Source organism: Chryseobacterium gilvum (genome assembly GCF_025628965.1).
Classification (GTDB): Bacteria; Bacteroidota; Bacteroidia; order Flavobacteriales; family Weeksellaceae; genus Chryseobacterium; species Chryseobacterium gilvum.
Genome location: NZ_JAOTEN010000001.1, coordinates 1220406 through 1237812, shown reverse-complemented (window position 1 = coordinate 1237812; position 17407 = coordinate 1220406). Strand labels below are relative to the sequence as shown.

The 17407-nt window shown below is 36.2% G+C and carries 18 protein-coding genes; 14 read left to right on the top strand and 4 right to left on the bottom strand.

Translation table 11 applies throughout. The features are described 5' to 3' along the window. Positions 1-14: 14 nt before the first annotated feature. Positions 15-791 (top strand): glycosyltransferase family 32 protein, encoded by a 777-nt coding sequence (locus N0B16_RS05740; RefSeq protein WP_262989771.1) that lies wholly within the window; start codon positions 15-17, stop codon positions 789-791. Between the two features lie 51 nt (positions 792-842). Here N0B16_RS05740 and N0B16_RS05735 read toward each other — a convergent pair whose 3' ends face one another. After that, a complete protein-coding gene (locus tag N0B16_RS05735; protein ID WP_262989770.1) occupies positions 843-1688 on the bottom strand; it encodes a transporter in 846 nt (281 codons plus the stop codon). Positions 1689-2039: 351 nt separating this feature from the next. Here N0B16_RS05735 and N0B16_RS05730 point away from each other — a divergent pair, with 351 nt between their 5' ends. The 8 genes from N0B16_RS05730 to N0B16_RS05695 all read left to right on the top strand — a co-directional run bounded on the left by N0B16_RS05730 (position 2040) and on the right by N0B16_RS05695 (position 7974). Continuing rightward, positions 2040-2612 carry a Crp/Fnr family transcriptional regulator gene (locus N0B16_RS05730; RefSeq protein WP_262989769.1) on the top strand — a complete coding sequence of 191 codons (573 nt, stop codon included), beginning with the start codon at positions 2040-2042 and terminating at the stop codon, positions 2610-2612. Between the two features lie 97 nt (positions 2613-2709). Then, positions 2710-3561 carry a GLPGLI family protein gene (locus N0B16_RS05725; protein WP_262989768.1) on the top strand — a complete coding sequence of 284 codons (852 nt, stop codon included), beginning with the start codon at positions 2710-2712 and terminating at the stop codon, positions 3559-3561. Positions 3562-3625: 64 nt separating this feature from the next. After that, on the top strand, positions 3626-3898 hold the full coding sequence (locus tag N0B16_RS05720) for a hypothetical protein (RefSeq protein ID WP_262989767.1): 273 nt from the start codon (positions 3626-3628) through the stop codon (positions 3896-3898). 154 nt (positions 3899-4052) lie between these two features. After that, positions 4053-4598, top strand: a complete 546-nt coding sequence (locus N0B16_RS05715; RefSeq protein WP_262989766.1) for a hypothetical protein — start codon at positions 4053-4055, stop codon at positions 4596-4598. Next, a complete protein-coding gene (locus N0B16_RS05710; RefSeq protein WP_262989765.1) occupies positions 4591-5484 on the top strand; it encodes an HTTM domain-containing protein in 894 nt (297 codons plus the stop codon). Before N0B16_RS05715 ends, N0B16_RS05710 begins: the two co-directional genes overlap by 8 nt. Further along, positions 5468-6223 carry an ABC transporter ATP-binding protein gene (locus N0B16_RS05705; RefSeq protein ID WP_262989764.1) on the top strand — a complete coding sequence of 252 codons (756 nt, stop codon included), beginning with the start codon at positions 5468-5470 and terminating at the stop codon, positions 6221-6223. Before N0B16_RS05710 ends, N0B16_RS05705 begins: the two co-directional genes overlap by 17 nt. Positions 6224-6227: 4 nt before the next feature. Then, complete coding sequence (locus N0B16_RS05700; protein ID WP_262989763.1) at positions 6228-7607, top strand: hypothetical protein; 1380 nt, start codon at positions 6228-6230, stop codon at positions 7605-7607. A 190-nt stretch (positions 7608-7797) separates the two neighbouring features. Continuing rightward, positions 7798-7974 (top strand): BF3379 family histone-like protein, encoded by a 177-nt coding sequence (locus tag N0B16_RS05695; RefSeq protein WP_262989762.1) that lies wholly within the window; start codon positions 7798-7800, stop codon positions 7972-7974. 33 nt (positions 7975-8007) lie between these two features. On the opposite strand, the gene N0B16_RS05690 is transcribed toward N0B16_RS05695, so the two are convergent. Both N0B16_RS05690 and N0B16_RS05685 read right to left on the bottom strand, forming a co-directional pair. After that, a complete protein-coding gene (locus N0B16_RS05690; protein ID WP_262989761.1) occupies positions 8008-8562 on the bottom strand; it encodes an RDD family protein in 555 nt (184 codons plus the stop codon). Positions 8563-8689: 127 nt separating this feature from the next. Further along, positions 8690-10813 (bottom strand): Tex family protein, encoded by a 2124-nt coding sequence (locus tag N0B16_RS05685; protein WP_262989760.1) that lies wholly within the window; start codon positions 10811-10813, stop codon positions 8690-8692. Positions 10814-10991: 178 nt separating this feature from the next. Between N0B16_RS05685 and N0B16_RS05680 the strand changes: the two genes are divergently transcribed. The 4 genes from N0B16_RS05680 to N0B16_RS05665 all read left to right on the top strand — a co-directional run bounded on the left by N0B16_RS05680 (position 10992) and on the right by N0B16_RS05665 (position 15123). After that, the gene (locus tag N0B16_RS05680) at positions 10992-11255 is read left to right on the top strand and encodes a helix-turn-helix domain-containing protein (protein ID WP_262989759.1); all 264 of its coding nucleotides are present in this window, start codon (positions 10992-10994) and stop codon (positions 11253-11255) included. Positions 11256-11519: 264 nt separating this feature from the next. Continuing rightward, positions 11520-12161 (top strand): DUF6266 family protein, encoded by a 642-nt coding sequence (locus tag N0B16_RS05675; protein WP_262989758.1) that lies wholly within the window; start codon positions 11520-11522, stop codon positions 12159-12161. A gap of 169 nt (positions 12162-12330) precedes the next feature. Then, the gene (locus tag N0B16_RS05670; RefSeq protein ID WP_262989757.1) at positions 12331-13899 is read left to right on the top strand and encodes a type I restriction-modification system subunit M; all 1569 of its coding nucleotides are present in this window, start codon (positions 12331-12333) and stop codon (positions 13897-13899) included. A gap of 60 nt (positions 13900-13959) precedes the next feature. After that, entirely contained in the window at positions 13960-15123 is a 1164-nt protein-coding gene (locus tag N0B16_RS05665; protein WP_262989756.1) for a restriction endonuclease subunit S, read from the top strand. Between the two features lie 22 nt (positions 15124-15145). On the opposite strand, the gene N0B16_RS05660 is transcribed toward N0B16_RS05665, so the two are convergent. Beyond that, on the bottom strand, positions 15146-16288 hold the full coding sequence (locus tag N0B16_RS05660) for a restriction endonuclease subunit S (RefSeq protein WP_262989755.1): 1143 nt from the start codon (positions 16286-16288) through the stop codon (positions 15146-15148). Between the two features lie 107 nt (positions 16289-16395). Between N0B16_RS05660 and N0B16_RS05655 the strand changes: the two genes are divergently transcribed. Then, the gene (locus N0B16_RS05655; RefSeq protein ID WP_262989754.1) at positions 16396-17322 is read left to right on the top strand and encodes a tyrosine-type recombinase/integrase; all 927 of its coding nucleotides are present in this window, start codon (positions 16396-16398) and stop codon (positions 17320-17322) included. The last annotated feature ends 85 nt before the right edge of the window (positions 17323-17407 follow it).

Sequence of the window (17407 nt, the reverse complement as noted above, 5' to 3'; positions counted from 1 at the left end):
ATTAATATAATAATATGATTCCGAAAAAAATACATTACTGCTGGTTTGGAAGGCAGCCGAAAAATGAATTGGCACAACACTGCATTGCTTCCTGGAAAAGAATTCATCCTGATTTTGAAATCATCGAATGGAACGAAGATAATGCTCCGCTGGAGGATAATAATTATGTAAAAGAAGCCTTCGAACAGAAAAAGTGGGCATTCGTTTCCGATTATGTTCGGTCAAAAGTGATGTTGGAGCACGGCGGAATTTATATGGACACCGACATGGAACTTAAAATGCCTCTCGATGAATTTCTTGATGAAAAAGCGGTGTGCGGATTTGAAGTGAAAGGCGTCCCTTATTCTGCATTCTGGATGGCAGAACCGCATCATCAACTGTCGAAGGATTTTGTATCCTATTACGAGCAGCAGCCGGGTTTCGTAGAACGCATCAATACCGATATTTTTTCTGAAATGCTTGAAAAAGAATATGGTGCAGACCGGTATAGTGACACCATTCAGAAATTGAAGCATGAGGTAACGCTGTATCCTTCTGTTTACTTTTCTCAGGATTTGCCGAAAAATTATGTCAGCCACCATTTTACCGGATCCTGGTTTGGCGGTGATGAGGAGAATACGCACAAAAAGATGGTGAATATTTATGGGCTTTTAGAGCGCCTCGTAAACGCACCCGACGCGGCAAAAGCAGTTGAAAGTATCATTAATAAGCACAAAATCATTGATGTGAATCAGATTCTGGATCTGATTTCTAAAGAAAGCATCAGTCGGTATATGAAAAATGCTGAATAGCACAACAAGAACTTAAAAAAGCTGAATTGAAATATCAATTCAGCTTTTTTTTTACAGTCGGTAAGAGGCTCCTAAAAAGTAGTGTTTTTCTGCAGTATGCTGTAATCCGTAATTTAATCCTGCATCAATTTTGAAATCTTTGGCAACTTCCACCTGAACGGCGGCATTGATAAAATTAGAGAATTGATGGGCTTTAAAATCATAGGTATAATAGGTTTCCGCGATTCCGTCAACACTTTTCAATAGGGGATGACTGATGGTCAGTGTCTGCAGGAATTCCGTATGCATGGCTTGCCCGTCTTTGTCTTTCAGCCGGTCTGCTTCCACCTGAAATCCCAGCTTCCATTCTCCCGGCAGTTTATAGTACATGGGAACAATGAGGCCTCCTTCAAAACGGCTTTCGTCATCATACTGAGAAGTCGGGAATTTGACATAAGGAATGACTGCCAATGCAAAATTTCCCTTATCATTTCCCAGTATATTCTGTTTAATTCGCAGGGTGATATCCCCAAATCCTTCAGAAGTCGTTTTCGTTCCGGTATCCAGTTCTTTTTCCTCCTGTCTTCCGTACGTCTGGAAACCGATCTGTATAGAAGTGCTGTGGGCGATCCCGATTTTAAGGTTGCCCTGATTGATCAATAGCGTATTGTTTTGCTGTGTTTCGGTAGTTTCCCGCACCAATCTTACCAGATCGGTTTCATACTGAAAATGTCCTGCATCTACGGTTATCGGAGATTCGGTGACATCGGGACGGTCGGTTTCCATTTCCTTCATGTCCTCTTTGGGAACCGGGTGGAATAATGAATAGTGTTTTGGCTGTATTTCCTGCGCGCTGTATCGGGAAGACAGCAGGAGGGTGCAGATGATCATTGCGGTATGGGTAAAGTTCCTGTTCATAGTTTCGTTGATGATGAGTTTATTAATAGTGCTGTTTAAAGATATATATAAGTGGAAGATTCTCAAGAATTATGCCTTTTCCGATGGCTTTGGAATACATGACGTTACTTTTATCTTACTTTAATTTTTAAAAGCAAAAAATAAATTAAATTATCACACAGTTTTGATGTATATAAATATTACAATGCGTACATTTAATATCTAGTATAATTATTCTAAATAAAAAGAGCCTATGAAATAAAACTTTTAAAAAGACTTCAACTCCAATGCATTAAGATTTACAGCTATAGAGAGCTGGAGAATTGATGACATTCATTGAGGTGATCATTATAAAAACTAAACTAAACCACCATGAATCACGAACTATTAATACATTTCCTCAGACAGTATGGGGAAATATCAGACGTTGAGAAAAAAATCATCGAACACTATTTCATTCCGTTAAAAGCTAAGAAAAAGGAAGTGCTGATTGAAAAAAATGCTCCTTGTAATAAACTCTTTTTTGTAAACAGCGGGTTTTTACGTGCTTTCTATATCAATGAAAAAGGAAAAGAAATCACCCGTATGATAGCCTGGGAAAATAGATTCTTAACCAATCTGGGAAGCTTCAAAAACTTTACAGAAAATAATGAAACTATAGACTGTATTAAAGATGCAGAGCTCCTATATATTAAAAGAGAAGATTTTGATACCGTAATTCATTCATCACTCAATCTTAAAAGCATATACGCCGATCTTTTGGAAGAATACAATACCGCATCCATCAAGCGGTTTGAAGTATTGAGTACTTATACAATAGAACAGAAATTAGCCCATCTGAAACAAGATTTCCCCAATTTACTCAAAGCATTGAACGACGGCTTACTGGCATCGTTTTTAGGTATGAACCGGGAAACATATGTCAGGAATAAAAATGCCCTGTGATTTTTAAAATCATTTAATTTTAAGGTTTATGTAAAATGTGACATAAATCACATATATTTAATAATTCTTTATATAATTTAGCATAAAACTAATAACCATGAAACAAATTATAATATTTGTTATCACATTCATTTTTGTATATACGAATGCACAAACACGTGCAACCCGATTTTTTTATGATTTAACTTATAAAACAGACAGCCTTAAAAATATTAAAATTCTGACGGTTCTGGATGTGACAGACCAAAAATCAATCTATAGAGATTATCTGGTCGTTTCGCAGGATTCAATTATTCAGCAGCAGATCGATCAATCAAGAAAATCCGGGATCAGAGTAGATATGAATCAGATCATACAACTTCCTAAGTTTACCTATAAGGTGATAAAACCATATCCTATTAAAGAAATCATATTTTCTAATAAAATCCTGCAAGATGAAATCAATTATCATGAAATGCCCAAGCTGGATTGGAAAATAAAAGCGGAAAAGAAAAAAATCGACAGTTATGAAACCCAGAAAGCAACGGTTTTGTATGGCGGCAGAGAATGGACGGCATGGTTTGCTCCGGAAATTCCTTTTCAGGACGGGCCTTATAAATTCAATGGGTTACCCGGTTTGATTGTGCAGATTGCAGATAAAGAAAACCTATATTCTTGGAAGCTGAGTGGGGTTAAGAAAATCACAAACTTCAACGAATACAGCTTTCTGGACAGTAAGCCCAAAAGCAATGATCTGTCTAATGTTTCGGTAAGTAAAGAAAAATTTATTAAGGTGTATGATGATTATAAGGCAAATCCTTTGGGAAGCTTGAAGGGGAAATTATCAAAAGAGCAGCTTGAAAATAAAATGCCTGATGGTAGAACTGTTGCAGAAGCTTTTAAAGGGGAAGAATATAAAATAATTAAATTATTAAACGATAAAGTGAATAATATCGAACTAAAACCATAATCTGTATCGCTTTGTGTGGATTAAAAACTGTTCAAGGAATTTTTAACTAATAACTATGACAATCATGAAAAACAGAACAAAATCAATCTTTGCTATGTCTGCTGTATTGATGTTATCAATCTCTTTATTCTCATTTTCAAACGCCAGAAATACTTCTGATGCTAAAAATGTAGAGGTTATTGAAAACAGCGAATTTACAGATTTGACAGCAGGTACGTCTGTAGATGGTAGCTTTATCTTAGCTTGGAGTTCTGATATCTCAGGAATTCTTGCTTGGGATAGCGGCCCTTCAACACCGGCTCCAACGAATCCTAAACCAAAACCGGTTACTAAGTAATTAGTTTTAAGGTACTCAATCAGAGGCTGTCTCAATCATTACAGCCTCTTTTTTTATTTTAAAAATTGAAAAGACAGCAGATTCACCTCATGTTGTCTTTATCAAAATAACCAGAAACTATCTTCAGATCATTTTTAATATGAAATATATGCACGTGAAAAGAATTCAAAACCTGCTGATCCTGTTATTTTTTATTCATATCGCTATTTCAGTTTTTATCAATATCAATTCGTTTACGTATTTAAAGCTTAATCACAGAGATAAGAATCTCAACAGCATGGGGAAATTTTATATTGACCGGCTGCAGAAAATAAATCCACCGTATCCTGTAAAAGTTTATGCCAATTATTCCGGAACCATCAGAGGCTATGCCTATTATTCACCCAATATCAGAAATATCAAGCATGTGTATGAATTTTATAACGGCACCCAAAAAATAAACGGATTAATGAAAACCTATGAATCTGATCTCAAATTCAACACCATGCTGATAAACCTTACCGATATTATCAGCAACAAAAGCATCAGAGAAGAAATTGCAAAATCACTTTATAACAATGTGACGTATGATACGGATATTAAAGAATTAAACATTAAGCTGAAGGTTAAAAAATTTACCTCTTTAAAAGAATATCAGTCTGTAGGGAGAAGAGATACGGTAAAAGTTTTTGAAGCATATAAAATTGTAAGTCATGAATAAGCTGAGATCATTCATATTCGGATATGAAGTGCAAAAAAACCATGCGGTTCTTTTCAGCAACCTGATTTTGCTCGTCGCCCTCATTAATATTTTGTCGCTGTTACCGGATGTTTTCACCATTTTTTCTAAAAGCGGAATCATAAGCCCAAAAATCAACGCTTTATTTGTAGACAACAGGTTCCTTACCATTACCAATCTTACCAACGGTATCGAAAAGCTGGGTCTCAGTTACAACAATGCATTTATGATCATCATTCTGGTGTATATTGTTTCTATTTTTTTAAGCCTCTTACATTACTTCCGGGTGGTTTTCGCAATCATGATCATCCTACTTCACACCATATTGCTCAACTCATCATATCTGTTTTCTTACGGAGCAGATTTTATGTTGGGTTTTCTTTTATACTGCAATTTATTTTTCTCCATAGCTTCCAGTGAAAGCAAAGCGAGCGGCAGCATCTTTTCATTTACATTGAGACTGATGCAGATGCAGCTGTGCATCATTTATTTTTTCGGAGGTTTCGGTAAATACATCGGTTTCGATTGGTACAACGGAAATGCCATGTGGATGGCTTTTAACCATTATATGAATGAAGATCTGCTGAATTTTTTAGCCGATAAAATTCCGGCGACGGGATTTGTGATCCTCTCCATCGGAATTATGTTTTTGGAAATTTCCTATCCTTTTTTAATCTTTAATCAAAGAATCAGAAAACTGATCATGATTTTGATATTATCTTTACACATCGGGATTGGGGTGATGATTGGCCTGTATACCTTTGCGGTTGCCATGATTGTTTTCAATCTGATTGCTTTTTATCCGGATCAGCTGGCTCGAATGCTGAATTTTCAAAAAAAATTAAAACGTTATGGTATTAGAAATTAATAATGTAAGCTATCAGAAAAATAAAAAAGAAATCCTGAGTCATATTAATTTTTCTGTCGATAAAGGAATTTATGCGGTATTAGGATCCAATGGTGCAGGAAAAAGTACTTTATTAAAAGTTATCTCTACTTTACTGGCTCCTACAGAAGGTGCTGTGACTTTTCATCAGAAACCGGTTAAAAATAATAAGCAGTATTTGGCTGCAATGAGTTATATGCCCCAAAATGTCGGGTTAATAAAAGAGTTTGATATTGTAGATAACCTTCATTATTTCGGTTTGCTGAAAGGATGCAAAGACAGCGAACTAAAAATCAAAATTTCTGAAATTATTACTGATTTTGATCTTGATGCCGTTAAAAATATGACGGCATATAATCTTTCAGGCGGGGTGATCCAGAGAATCGGGATTGCTTTATCGCTGCTCAATGCTCCTGCCGTATTGCTTTTAGACGAACCTTTTAATAGCCTGGACAGTTCCGAAAGAAACAGGCTCTATTCCATACTCAGGAAAATTTCTGAAAATACCACTGTTATTATTTCTACCCATTTAATTGCTGAAATAGAAAATGCAGCCGATGAATTTATATTGATGAAAGACGGTGCGGTCACTTTCAAAGGCAATAAGCATGAATGTATTGACGGATATATGAAAAGTCCTGACCGTATCCGGGAAAAGAATGAAGACCTAGATAAGACGGTTTTTGAAGAAGCCGTTGAATATTATACAAAATACTGGTAGAAAAATGAAAGAAGTACTGAGTCTCAGTTTTTTATATGCCAAATACCATATTAAGAAAAAGAACTTTTTAATATACATCATCATCCTTCTTATACTGGGGTTTTTACTAATCCCGAATGAAAAAGCAGCGTATGTAACATTTTACATCGGCAACATATCCGTGTACCCGAATACATTCTGGATCGGGAATATGGGAGCGGTTTTTTCAAACATCATCATCTCGGTAGTATTGTTTTTTGTCATTCTTGGCGAAAGACAACAGGAAATGATCAGCAATCGGTATTGTTTTGAAGAAACTTCAGTTTTCGGCTTTTTTTTAAAAAACAGGTATAAAATCATTGCTTTATTTTTTATTTCGATCCTATTTCTGTTCATTCTCAATGCTTCTCTGATTGCTTCCAATTATACTTACGGGATCAATATTATTGCATACCTGCAGTCTTTAGTATATTTTTCGGTCCCTTTTTTATTTTTTATTTCTTTTTGGGTTTATTTTTTAGAGTTTTACCTTGTCAGAAAAACCTATAAAATTCTTCTTTTTTTTATCACATTTCTGGTCATCCTCTTCAACGACCGGTTTTTTAATATCACAGGACTGAATGAGCTTTATCTCTACATCCGGAAAATTGCAGATACCCAAAATTATTTTGCCATAGGATATCTTAAAAAAGCAAACAGAATTAAAGTATTGACCCTGCAATCGTACAATCCCCCTTTATTTCTTCACATCAAGGTGATCTGGATTTTAATGACCTGCGCTTTAATCTACGCTGCGTCCAGGATAAAAAATTACGGTTCGTATCTGGTTTTTGATCAGACCGTTGAGAATATATCTGCGAAGATGGTCGCTTCAAAAAAAATGGCGACCCGTTTCCTGGAGCATGCAGTTCCTCTACAACTTAGTTTTATGACTCTGATCAGGAAAGATGTTATGCAGCTCAGTAAAGCATATACGCAGAAAAGGATAGCACTCCTCGTGTTTTTATGGCTGATTCTGTTTGTAACTCCTATGGAAAGTGTCCAGAAATTTGTATTGCCTGCTTTGATGGTAATCATTGTGTATCTCAACAGAGATTTTATTTCCAAGCTGTACAGTCACGATCTTGGCTATTGCGTAGCGTTGTCTCCATTCAGAAAAGAGCAGTTGTATATGTCACAGATCACAGTTATTTTTTTACTGTACTTTTGGGCGGTCATACCGTATCTGATCAAATTAAATAGTATTTCAGGATTATTGGTGATTATTAACATATTGTTGATGAGCATACTGCAGGTATTGTCGATCCATGGGATGAAAAAAAGCCTGCTGGTTAATATTGTTTTGATTATACTTTTTACAAGCTATATGACAGGAAAACCGATTCTTAATATTTTAAATTTTTGAAATAAACAATACAGGTAGAATATGGGAAAGCTGGCTGATTGATTCAGAAGCTGATTCCGACAAAATTCCGTTAAAATCATCTTTGCGAACGGGTAATTTTAAATAATGTATATTTTTTTATTAATTTTTTTACCGATGTTAGGCTAGAATGGTCTGAAAGCATATATTTGCAACCTAAATTTTTATACACATGAAAGAACTTATTGAAAAAATCAACGCAGAATTTGAGGCGTTCGCTAGTGAGGCAAATCAGCAATCAGAAAAAGGAAACAAGGCAGCAGGAACCAGAGCTCGTAAATCAGCTTTAGAATTGAGCAAATTGTTCAAAGAATTCAGAAAAGTTTCTGTTGAAGAATCCAAAAAATAATTATCATCCCTGTCGGTTCGACGGGGATTTTTTTTACGGCTGTTGATCTTTAAGCAATTTCCGTATTTCAGCAAGTTTATGTTCTTTTATAATGTAGGTTTTAGTAATTTGATTGTTCAGATGCATACTAAAATTCATATTCACTCCTGACTTTTCCCAATATTGATTAGGCTTGGGTCCAAACTCAGAGAATACCGGAAAAAAATTAGCAAATGATAAAATATTTCTAAATGCTGATTTGGTGATGTTCGGTTTATTTCCAAAATCGTCTATCACCTTCAACTTAAATAATCGCTTTCCTAAAGTTGTTCCAGAAAGAGTTTCGCAAAAAGTCCCAAAAATAAGTACGCAAAGTATTGAAAAAAGTAAGCTGACAATAATAAGCTCATGAAAACCATAACGAAATATGAGGAAGAAAGGAATTAGGTCAATTGTTTTTGCATATAATCGTTCTCTTTCATTTCGCTTGTGGGTAGGATTATAGGGTAAAATATATTCAAATTCTTCATAGATGCGTTCACCTTCCACATCGAAATTTCGGGTTGGTCTGTGAATCTTTTTCTTAACTTTTAATTCTGATATTTTCATTACAGGTAATTGTAGCGGACGACTCCGGAGTCTATAGCATTAATTTTTTAGCGGAAGAATCCAAGTCTTGAACTTTTGTTTCTTTTATTTTGACGCCGTCGAATCTTCGATTTTAAGACAAAAGAAATCACAGAATCATACTCAGCTGAATTCTTTTTCTTGCTTCATCCACTTCCGTCACTTTTACCTGTACGTGTTGATGCAGTTTTACCACTTCATTCACATCTGATACAAAACCTCCTTTGAGCTGCGAAATATGCACCAGTCCGCTTTCTTTGATTCCGAGGTCTACAAAACATCCGAATGCCGTGATATTGTTCACGATTCCGGGAAGGACCATTCCGATCTGCAGGTTTTTAATGCTTTTGACATTCGGGTCAAACTCAAAAACTTTAGCGGCTTTCCGGGGATCCAGTCCGGGTTTTTCCAGTTCTTTCAGAAGATCTCGGATTCCTAACATCCCCATGGTTTCGTTGGTGTATTTTTCAGGATTGATCTGTGCTATTTTCTCTTTATTGGCAATCAGCTCAGTGGTTTTTATGCCTAAATCTTTCGCCATTTTTTCGATAATTCCATACGCTTCCGGGTGAACGGCAGATTGATCTAATGGATTTTTCCCGTTTATAATTCTTACAAATGCGGCGGCCTGCTGAAAAGCTTTTTCGCCTAGTCTCGGGACTTTTTTCAGTTGCTTCCGGTCTTCAAAAGCGCCGTTTTCGGCACGGTAATTCACAATATTTTCTGCCATTTTTTCCCCGATCCCGGAAACGTAGCTTAACAGCGATTTGCTTGCGGTATTGAGATTGATCCCGACGGAATTCACGCATTTCATTACGGTTGAATCCAGTTCGTTTTTCAGCAGAGCCTGGTCTACATCGTGTTGGTATTGCCCAACCCCGATCGATTTGGCATCAATTTTCACGAGTTCCGCCAGAGGATCGGCCAGCCTTCGACCGATAGAAACCGCACCACGAACGGTCACATCATATCTGGGAAATTCATCCCTTGCAATTTTACTGGCAGAGTAGACCGAGGCGCCGGCTTCCGAAACCACAAACACCTGCAGCGGCTTGTCGAAGGCGATTTTCTTGATAAAAAATTCCGTTTCACGGCTTGCGGTCCCGTTGCCGATCGAGATGGCCTGGATCTGATAGGCATTCACCATCGAGCGGATTTTCTTCATCGCCATTCCGGTTTCATTCTGCGGCGCGTGCGGATAAATGGTTTCATTGTGGAGCAGGTCTCCCTTTTCATCGAGGCAGACTACTTTACAGCCACTTTTAAATCCGGGATCAATGGCTAAAATCCGTTTTTCGCCCAAAGGCGGCGCAAGAAGCAACTGGCTGAGGTTTTCCGAAAAAATCTCAATGGCTTTCAGGTCTGCCTTTTGTTTGGCTTCCTGCAGCGTTTCGTTGGAGATGGCGGGTTCCAGCAACCGTTTATAGCTGTCTTTAATGGCTAAAGCAATCTGTGCCGCACTTTCCCGGTTGGAGTTGATAACGGCCTGTTCGATCAAGGTTAATGCTTCCTCTTTATCCACGGCAATTTGGGTTTTCACAAAACCTTCGCTTTCGGCACGGAGCATCGCCAGAAGACGGTGCGAAGGAATCCGGTTCAGGCTTTCTTCCCATTCAAAATACTGGGAGAATTTCTGTGCGCCTTCCTCATCTTTTTTAGCTTTCACTACTTTCGAAGTGACTACGGCTTTACGCTGAAACAGGCGGCGCAGGTTTTGACGGATGTACCTGTTTTCATTGATCCATTCTGCGATGATATCTCTTGCGCCCTGCAATGCTTCCTCTTCAGACATCACCTGATCGGTAAGGTATTTGGAAGCGACAGAAGACAGGTCATTCGGCTTTTGGCTCATGATGATTTTGGCGAGCGGTTCCAGGCCTTTTTCCTTGGCGGCATCCGCTTTGGTTTTCCTGCGTTTTTTAAAAGGCAGGTAAAGGTCTTCAAGTTCCTGAAGGTCAAAGCTCTTTTCAATGCTGTGCTGAAGTTCGGGGGTTAACGCACCCTGTTCTTCGATCGATTTCAGAATGCTTTCTTTGCGCTTGGTAAGGTCATCATACTGTTGGCTAAGCTTGGCAATCTGCTCGATCTGAACTTCATCCAGGTTGCCCGTCGCATCTTTCCGGTAGCGCGAGATAAAGGGGATGGTGCAGTCTTCGGACAGCAATTTGACCGTAGCAGTAATACTTCTGTCGGATATATGGAGTTGTTTCTGAATAAATTGAATCGCGTTCATGAAGGGTTTTTGAAAGTGCTAAAATACTGACTTTTTTGAAAGATCCCATAAGCGGTCATATTCAATACATGGTTTTTATGGATTATTTTTATGAAAATTATATCATCATATTCAAAAATTAGTTAATTTTATCCTGTTTTCAATGAAACATCAATGACATTCCATTAAAAAAACACTGATGAAAACAAAATTAAATCGGGACATCCCGAAAGATCCGCTGATAGAAGCTGTTCTCATGCTTCTTTCAGAAATTTTAGAAACCCTGAAGCAAACGCACGGGCACGACGCGCTGTATTATGACAGTGCAGATGTCAAGCGGCTGCTCAATATCAGCGACAGTACGCTGAGCCGTATCAGGAAATCCCAGAGTATTCCCTGTGTCAGGATTGGCAAGAAGTTATTTTACCCGAAATCATTTTTCAACCAGGCCTTCAAAAAATGAAGGCTTTTTTCATGGAATGAGATCCTGAAATAAAAAATAGGTCATTTCCCGGCATTTCTTCGGATATGATGCTGCACAGGTTCGGAAAAAGATCCCATTTTCCGAAGGAAACCCCAACAAAACCCCTGCAGGTCCCGAATGCAGGTCCCGGAAATCCCGTCAATACCCGTCATTTTTAGTCAAACCCGGTCATTCTTTTCACCGATGATCCGGTGATGGGTTTTCTGTTTTACCTTCGTCTCATTAACTTTAAAAAAAAGTGATATGGCAAGAATTACAAAAGGGATCCTTGGCGGATTCTCAGGAAAAGTAGGAACCATCGTGGGCGCCAACTGGCGCGGACAGGACATCATCAGAAGTACACCCAAACCCAGCAGCAGGCCGCCCAGCGAAAAACAACAGCTGCAGCAGAACAAGTTTAAGCTGGTGATCAGCTTTCTGCAGCCTCTGAACAGCATTCAGAAAAGATATTTCGGATCGGGGAGCGGTTCAAAATCCAGGGTCAATATGGCGGTATCGTATACGCTCAATGAAGCCCTGCAGGTCGTAGGCGATCTCCCGCAATTGGTGTACAACAAAGTGCTCATTACCAGAGGTGATCTTGCAGGATTCCAGAATGTCACGGCGACTGCGCAGGCTGCACAGGCCATCGTCCTGAACTGGGAAGACAATTTCGTACAGGGAAATGCGAACGCTACCGATAAGGTCAATGCGGTCTGCTATTGTGAAGAGCTCGGCACCTTCGAGGTATTTGAATCGTTAGGAGACCGAAGCTTCTTAACGGCAGCGTTCACCCTGCCGACGTACTATTCCGGAAAAGCAGTCCAGGTTTGGGCCTATTTCAACAATACGGCAGAAACCCTCGCCTGCAACAGTCCGTATCTCGGGACGTTGACGGTTCTTTAATTTGGATCTCCACCGGTGGTGGAGATTTTTATTTTTATATAGATATTAGCCATACTATATAGTTAACAAACTAATAATTTTAAAATAATTAATTATATATCATCATGCTTATAATATTTGCAAATCGATCAAATTTAAATACCTTTAAAGCTTTAATTAAGAATTACAAATGTCAGAAGAACAAAGACGTCAGTTGCAACAGCAGCTTTGGAATATTGCCAATACATTGAGAGGAAAAATGGACGCCGATGAATTCCGGGATTATATTTTAGGATTTATTTTCTATAAATATCTATCCGAGAAGATTCATTTTACAGCCAACAAAATTTTATTAGATTCTGGAGAAGATCTGGATTATAATGACGTTGATGAAAATACTGTAGAAGGAAAAGAAATCGTTCAGGCAATTTATGAAGAAGTGGTTGAAGATTTAGGCTATTTCTTAAAGCCGTCAGAACTTTTTAGTAACATTGCTAAAAAAGGTCATCAAAAAGAAGAAGGAAAATCTAATTTTATCCTTGCAGAACTTTCAAAGATTCTTACTAATATTGAGCAGTCCACTTTAGGTACTGAGAGTGAAGACGATTTTGATAATCTTTTTGAAGACTTGGATTTAACATCTTCCAAATTAGGAAAAACTGAGGACGAGAAAAATACTCTTATTTCCAAAGTGTTGTATCATCTGGATGATATAGATTTCAATCTTTCTGATACCAATGCCGATGTTTTAGGAGACGCTTACGAATATCTCATTTCACAATTTGCCAGTGGTGCAGGTAAAAAAGCAGGGGAATTTTACACACCTCAACAAGTTTCTACCATTTTGGCTAGAATCGTTACCAGCAGAAAGTCCCAGTTGAGATCCGTATATGACCCAACTTGCGGAAGTGGTTCTTTGCTCCTTCGTGTTGCCCGCGAAGCAAAAGTAAGTGATTTCTACGGTCAGGAAATGAACCGAACCACTTACAACTTAGCGCGGATGAATATGATTCTACACGGAGTCAATTACAGTAATTTTGATATCAAGCAGGAAGATACTCTTGAAAAACCTCAACACCTTGATAAAACGTTTGATGCTATTGTTGCCAATCCTCCCTTTTCTGCGAATTGGAGTAGCAATGAACTTTTATTGTTAGATGAGCGTTTTTCACAATATGGAAAATTAGCTCCGGCTTCCAAAGCTGATTTTGCTTTTATCCAGCATATGATCCATCATTTGGATGAGAACGGAATTATGGCAGTGGTAATGCCTCACGGAGTTTTGTTCCGTGGTGCAGCAGAATTGGTTATTCGTAAATATCTTATTAAAGAGAAAAATTATCTGGATGCTGTAATCGGGTTACCAGCCAATATTTTCTTTGGTACAAGCATTCCTACTTGTATATTGGTTTTCAAGAAATGTCGAGAACAAGATGAGGATGTTCTCTTTGTTGATGCAAGCAAAGAATTTGAAAAGCAAAAAAATCAAAATGTGTTGCTTCCAAAACATATCAATAAAATTGTTGATATGTACCAGGAAAGAAAAACGGAAGATAAATTCTCTCATCTCGCTACCTTGCAGGAGATTGCAGACAATGATTACAACCTGAATATCCCTCGTTATGTAGATACTTTTGAGGAAGAAGAAGAAATCGACATTCAGGCGGTAATGGCAGAAATCAGAGTTTTGGAAGCCAAACGTATGGAACTTGACAGTCAAATTGACATTTATTTAAAAGAATTAGGATTAGTAAGTTAAATTTTTTTTTTGACTTTAGAATATCCTTAATTTTTATAGCAGTAACAATAAATTATCAAGATGACAGAAAAAAATAAAAGTATCAGAAATTTCCCAAATTTGCGATTTCCTGGGTTTTATGGAGAGTGGGAGATGAAAAAAATTGGCGAAGTTGCGGAAATCAAAACCGGAAACAAAGACACTCAAAATAAAGTCGAAAATGGAATTTATCCATTTTTTGTTAGGTCAAACAGTGTTGAAAAAATAAACAGTTATTCGTATGATGGTGAAGCAATTTTGACTTCTGGTGATGGAGTTGGAGTTGGGAAAAATTTTCATTATATAAATGGGCGATTTGATTTTCATCAAAGAGTTTATTCGATTAGAAATTTTAAGGAAGGATTTGACGGGAAATATATATACAGTATTTTTTCTGAAAAATTTTACGATAGAGTAATGCGTTTAAGTGCAAAAAACTCTGTTGATTCTGTTAGAATGAGTATGATTTCAGAAATGAAACTTTCATTTCCTATGTTGAGTGAGCAACAAAAAATTGCTTCATTTTTATCATTTATAAATGAGAGAATCATAACCCAAAAGAAAATAATTGACAACTTAGAATTATTATTCAAAGGTGTAATTTATAAACTTTTTACTCAAAAACTAAGATTAAAAAATGAACAAAATTTAGATTTTTCGAAGTGGAAAATAAAATTAGGAAACGAAGTCTTTAAGAGTGTGACAAACAAGAATCATAATTCTGATTTACCAATTCTTGCTATTACTCAAGAATACGGTGCAATACCAAGAGACCTAATAGACTACAAAGTTTCAGTAACTGAAAAAAGTGTTGAAAGTTATAAAATAGTTGAAATAGGTGATTTTATCATTAGCCTTAGAAGTTTTCAAGGAGGTATCGAATATTCTAATTATGAGGGTATATGTAGTCCGGCTTACATTATATTGAAAAATAAAATACCAATAAACTCTCAGTTTTATAAATATTTTCTAAAATCAGAATCTTATATCAAGTTGTTAAATAAAAAACTTGAAGGAATAAGAGATGGTAAGATGATAAGTTATGCATATTTCTCTGAAATTGAATTACCGTTTCCTTCATTGGAAGAACAGAATAAAATAGCAAACTTTTTTTCTTCCATCGAAGAAAAAATAGAAACGGAAAAGAAAATTTTAGCTCAATACGAAACTCAAAAGAAATACCTTTTGGTCAATCTTTTTGCTTAAAAAACCTTGACAAGGCTATGTTTTAGACGAATAAATTGGCAAGTAAATACTTTTTTTGATTTTCGTAATTTGTTAATAATTCATTTTCTAAAGTGAGTTTTTCATCAAAAAGCTTTAAAAAATTTGCAATTTTATTTTGAATATCAATATTAGGTAAATTTACTTTTATTCTTGAGAAGTTTTCATAAAACAAGTAATCTCTAACCCCGCCTTCAACATTTCTTAAAACATCTTTTTTAAATAAATCAGTTTTAAGATATTGAAATAGAAATTCATCATTTACCTCCTCTGTAGTTTTAAAGCACACATACAAAGAACTTATAATAATATTTTCTAAATTTCTATTGTAACCAATTGATCCAACATTTATTCTAGCTGGATTATATGCAAAAGTTTTTTTATCTATAATTTTATATAAAGATATATCATAACCTCTTTCATCACTATCGATACCTTCAAATTGTACGGATTGTTTTACAAATCCTTTTTTATTATTTATAGAATAAACAGGCAATTTAAGATTTTTCTTATTTTTCTTGTTGACTACATAAGTTAAATCTCCAAGTCGTTTAAAATTATAATTGTCTATATAAGAAAATCCCTTATTAAACAATCTTGTAGATATAATTTTCTTAGTTATTTGTAAATCCTCAATTATTTTCTTTTGGGTTATGATTCTCTCATTTATAAATGATAAAAATGAAGCAATTTTTTGTTGCTCACTCAACATAGGAAATGAAAGTTTCATTTCTGAAATCATACTCATTCTAACAGAATCAACAGAGTTTTTTGCACTTAAACGCATTACTCTATCGTAAAATTTTTCAGAAAAAATACTGTATATATATTTCCCGTCAAATCCTTCCTTAAAATTTCTAATCGAATAAACTCTTTGATGAAAATCAAATCGCCCATTTATATAATGAAAATTTTTCCCAACTCCAACTCCATCACCAGAAGTCAAAATTGCTTCACCATCATACGAATAACTGTTTATTTTTTCAACACTGTTTGACCTAACAAAAAATGGATAAATTCCATTTTCGACTTTATTTTGAGTGTCTTTGTTTCCGGTTTTGATTTCCGCAACTTCGCCAATTTTTTTCATCTCCCACTCTCCATAAAACCCAGGAAATCGCAAATTTGGGAAATTCAGATTTTTCATCCTCTTTAAATAGATTAGAGAGAATATTTACCATCAATTTAATCTGCGGAAGATAATTTGCAAAGGCTCTATCTTTAAGATTTTAATCTTAAAATCAGAAGAAAATTATGACGACACAAAAAACATTTGCTCAAATCGTAGAAATATGGAAAAAAGACAAACAACTTTATGTGAAAAAATCAAGTTTTTCGGCTTACGTGCTTTTGCTGGAGAACCATTTGCTACCCAAATTTGCAGAAGTAAATAGCATAGAAGAAGAGGAAGTTCAGCAATTTGTTTTTCAAAAATTGGAACAGGGATTGAGCCAGAAAAGCATCAAAGATGTGCTTATCGTTTTGAAAATGGTAATGAAATTTGGGGCAAAATATAAATGGATTCAATACACGCCATTCGATATTCAATATCCAACCGTTAGGGAAAATCAAAGTATTGAAGTTCTGACCAGAACTCATCAGAAAAAAGTGATGAATTATATTCAAGAGCATTTTACATTCCGGAATCTGGGGGTTTATATTTGTCTTTGTTCTGGAATGCGGATTGGCGAAATTTGCGCACTCACTTGGGAAGATATTGATACGGATAACGGGATTATCAACATCAGAAAAACCATTCAGCGAATCTACATTATCGAAGATGGCAAACGCAGAACAGAATTGCTTCTCGATACACCAAAAACCAAGAACTCAATACGTGAAGTTCCAATGAGTAGAGACCTTTTGCGAATGTTGAAGCCTTTTAAAAAGATTGTGAATCCTTTGTTTTTTGTCTTGACAAATGATGCTAAACCAACTGAGCCAAGAACTTACCGGAGCTATTATAAAAATCTGATGAAACAACTGGAAATCCCGGAAATTAAATTCCACGGATTGCGTCATAGTTTTGCAACCCGATGCATTGAAAGCAAATGTGATTATAAAACGGTGAGTGTCCTGCTGGGTCATTCCAATATCAGTACAACATTGAATCTTTATGTGCATCCAAATCTAGAACAGAAGAAAAAAGCAATAGATCAAATGTTTAAAGCACTTAAATAGTTTTAGTTATGATATTTTTTGTTAGATTTGATAAAACTATTAACAACATTGTCAGAGTTTGAAACTCTGACAATGTTTTTTAACC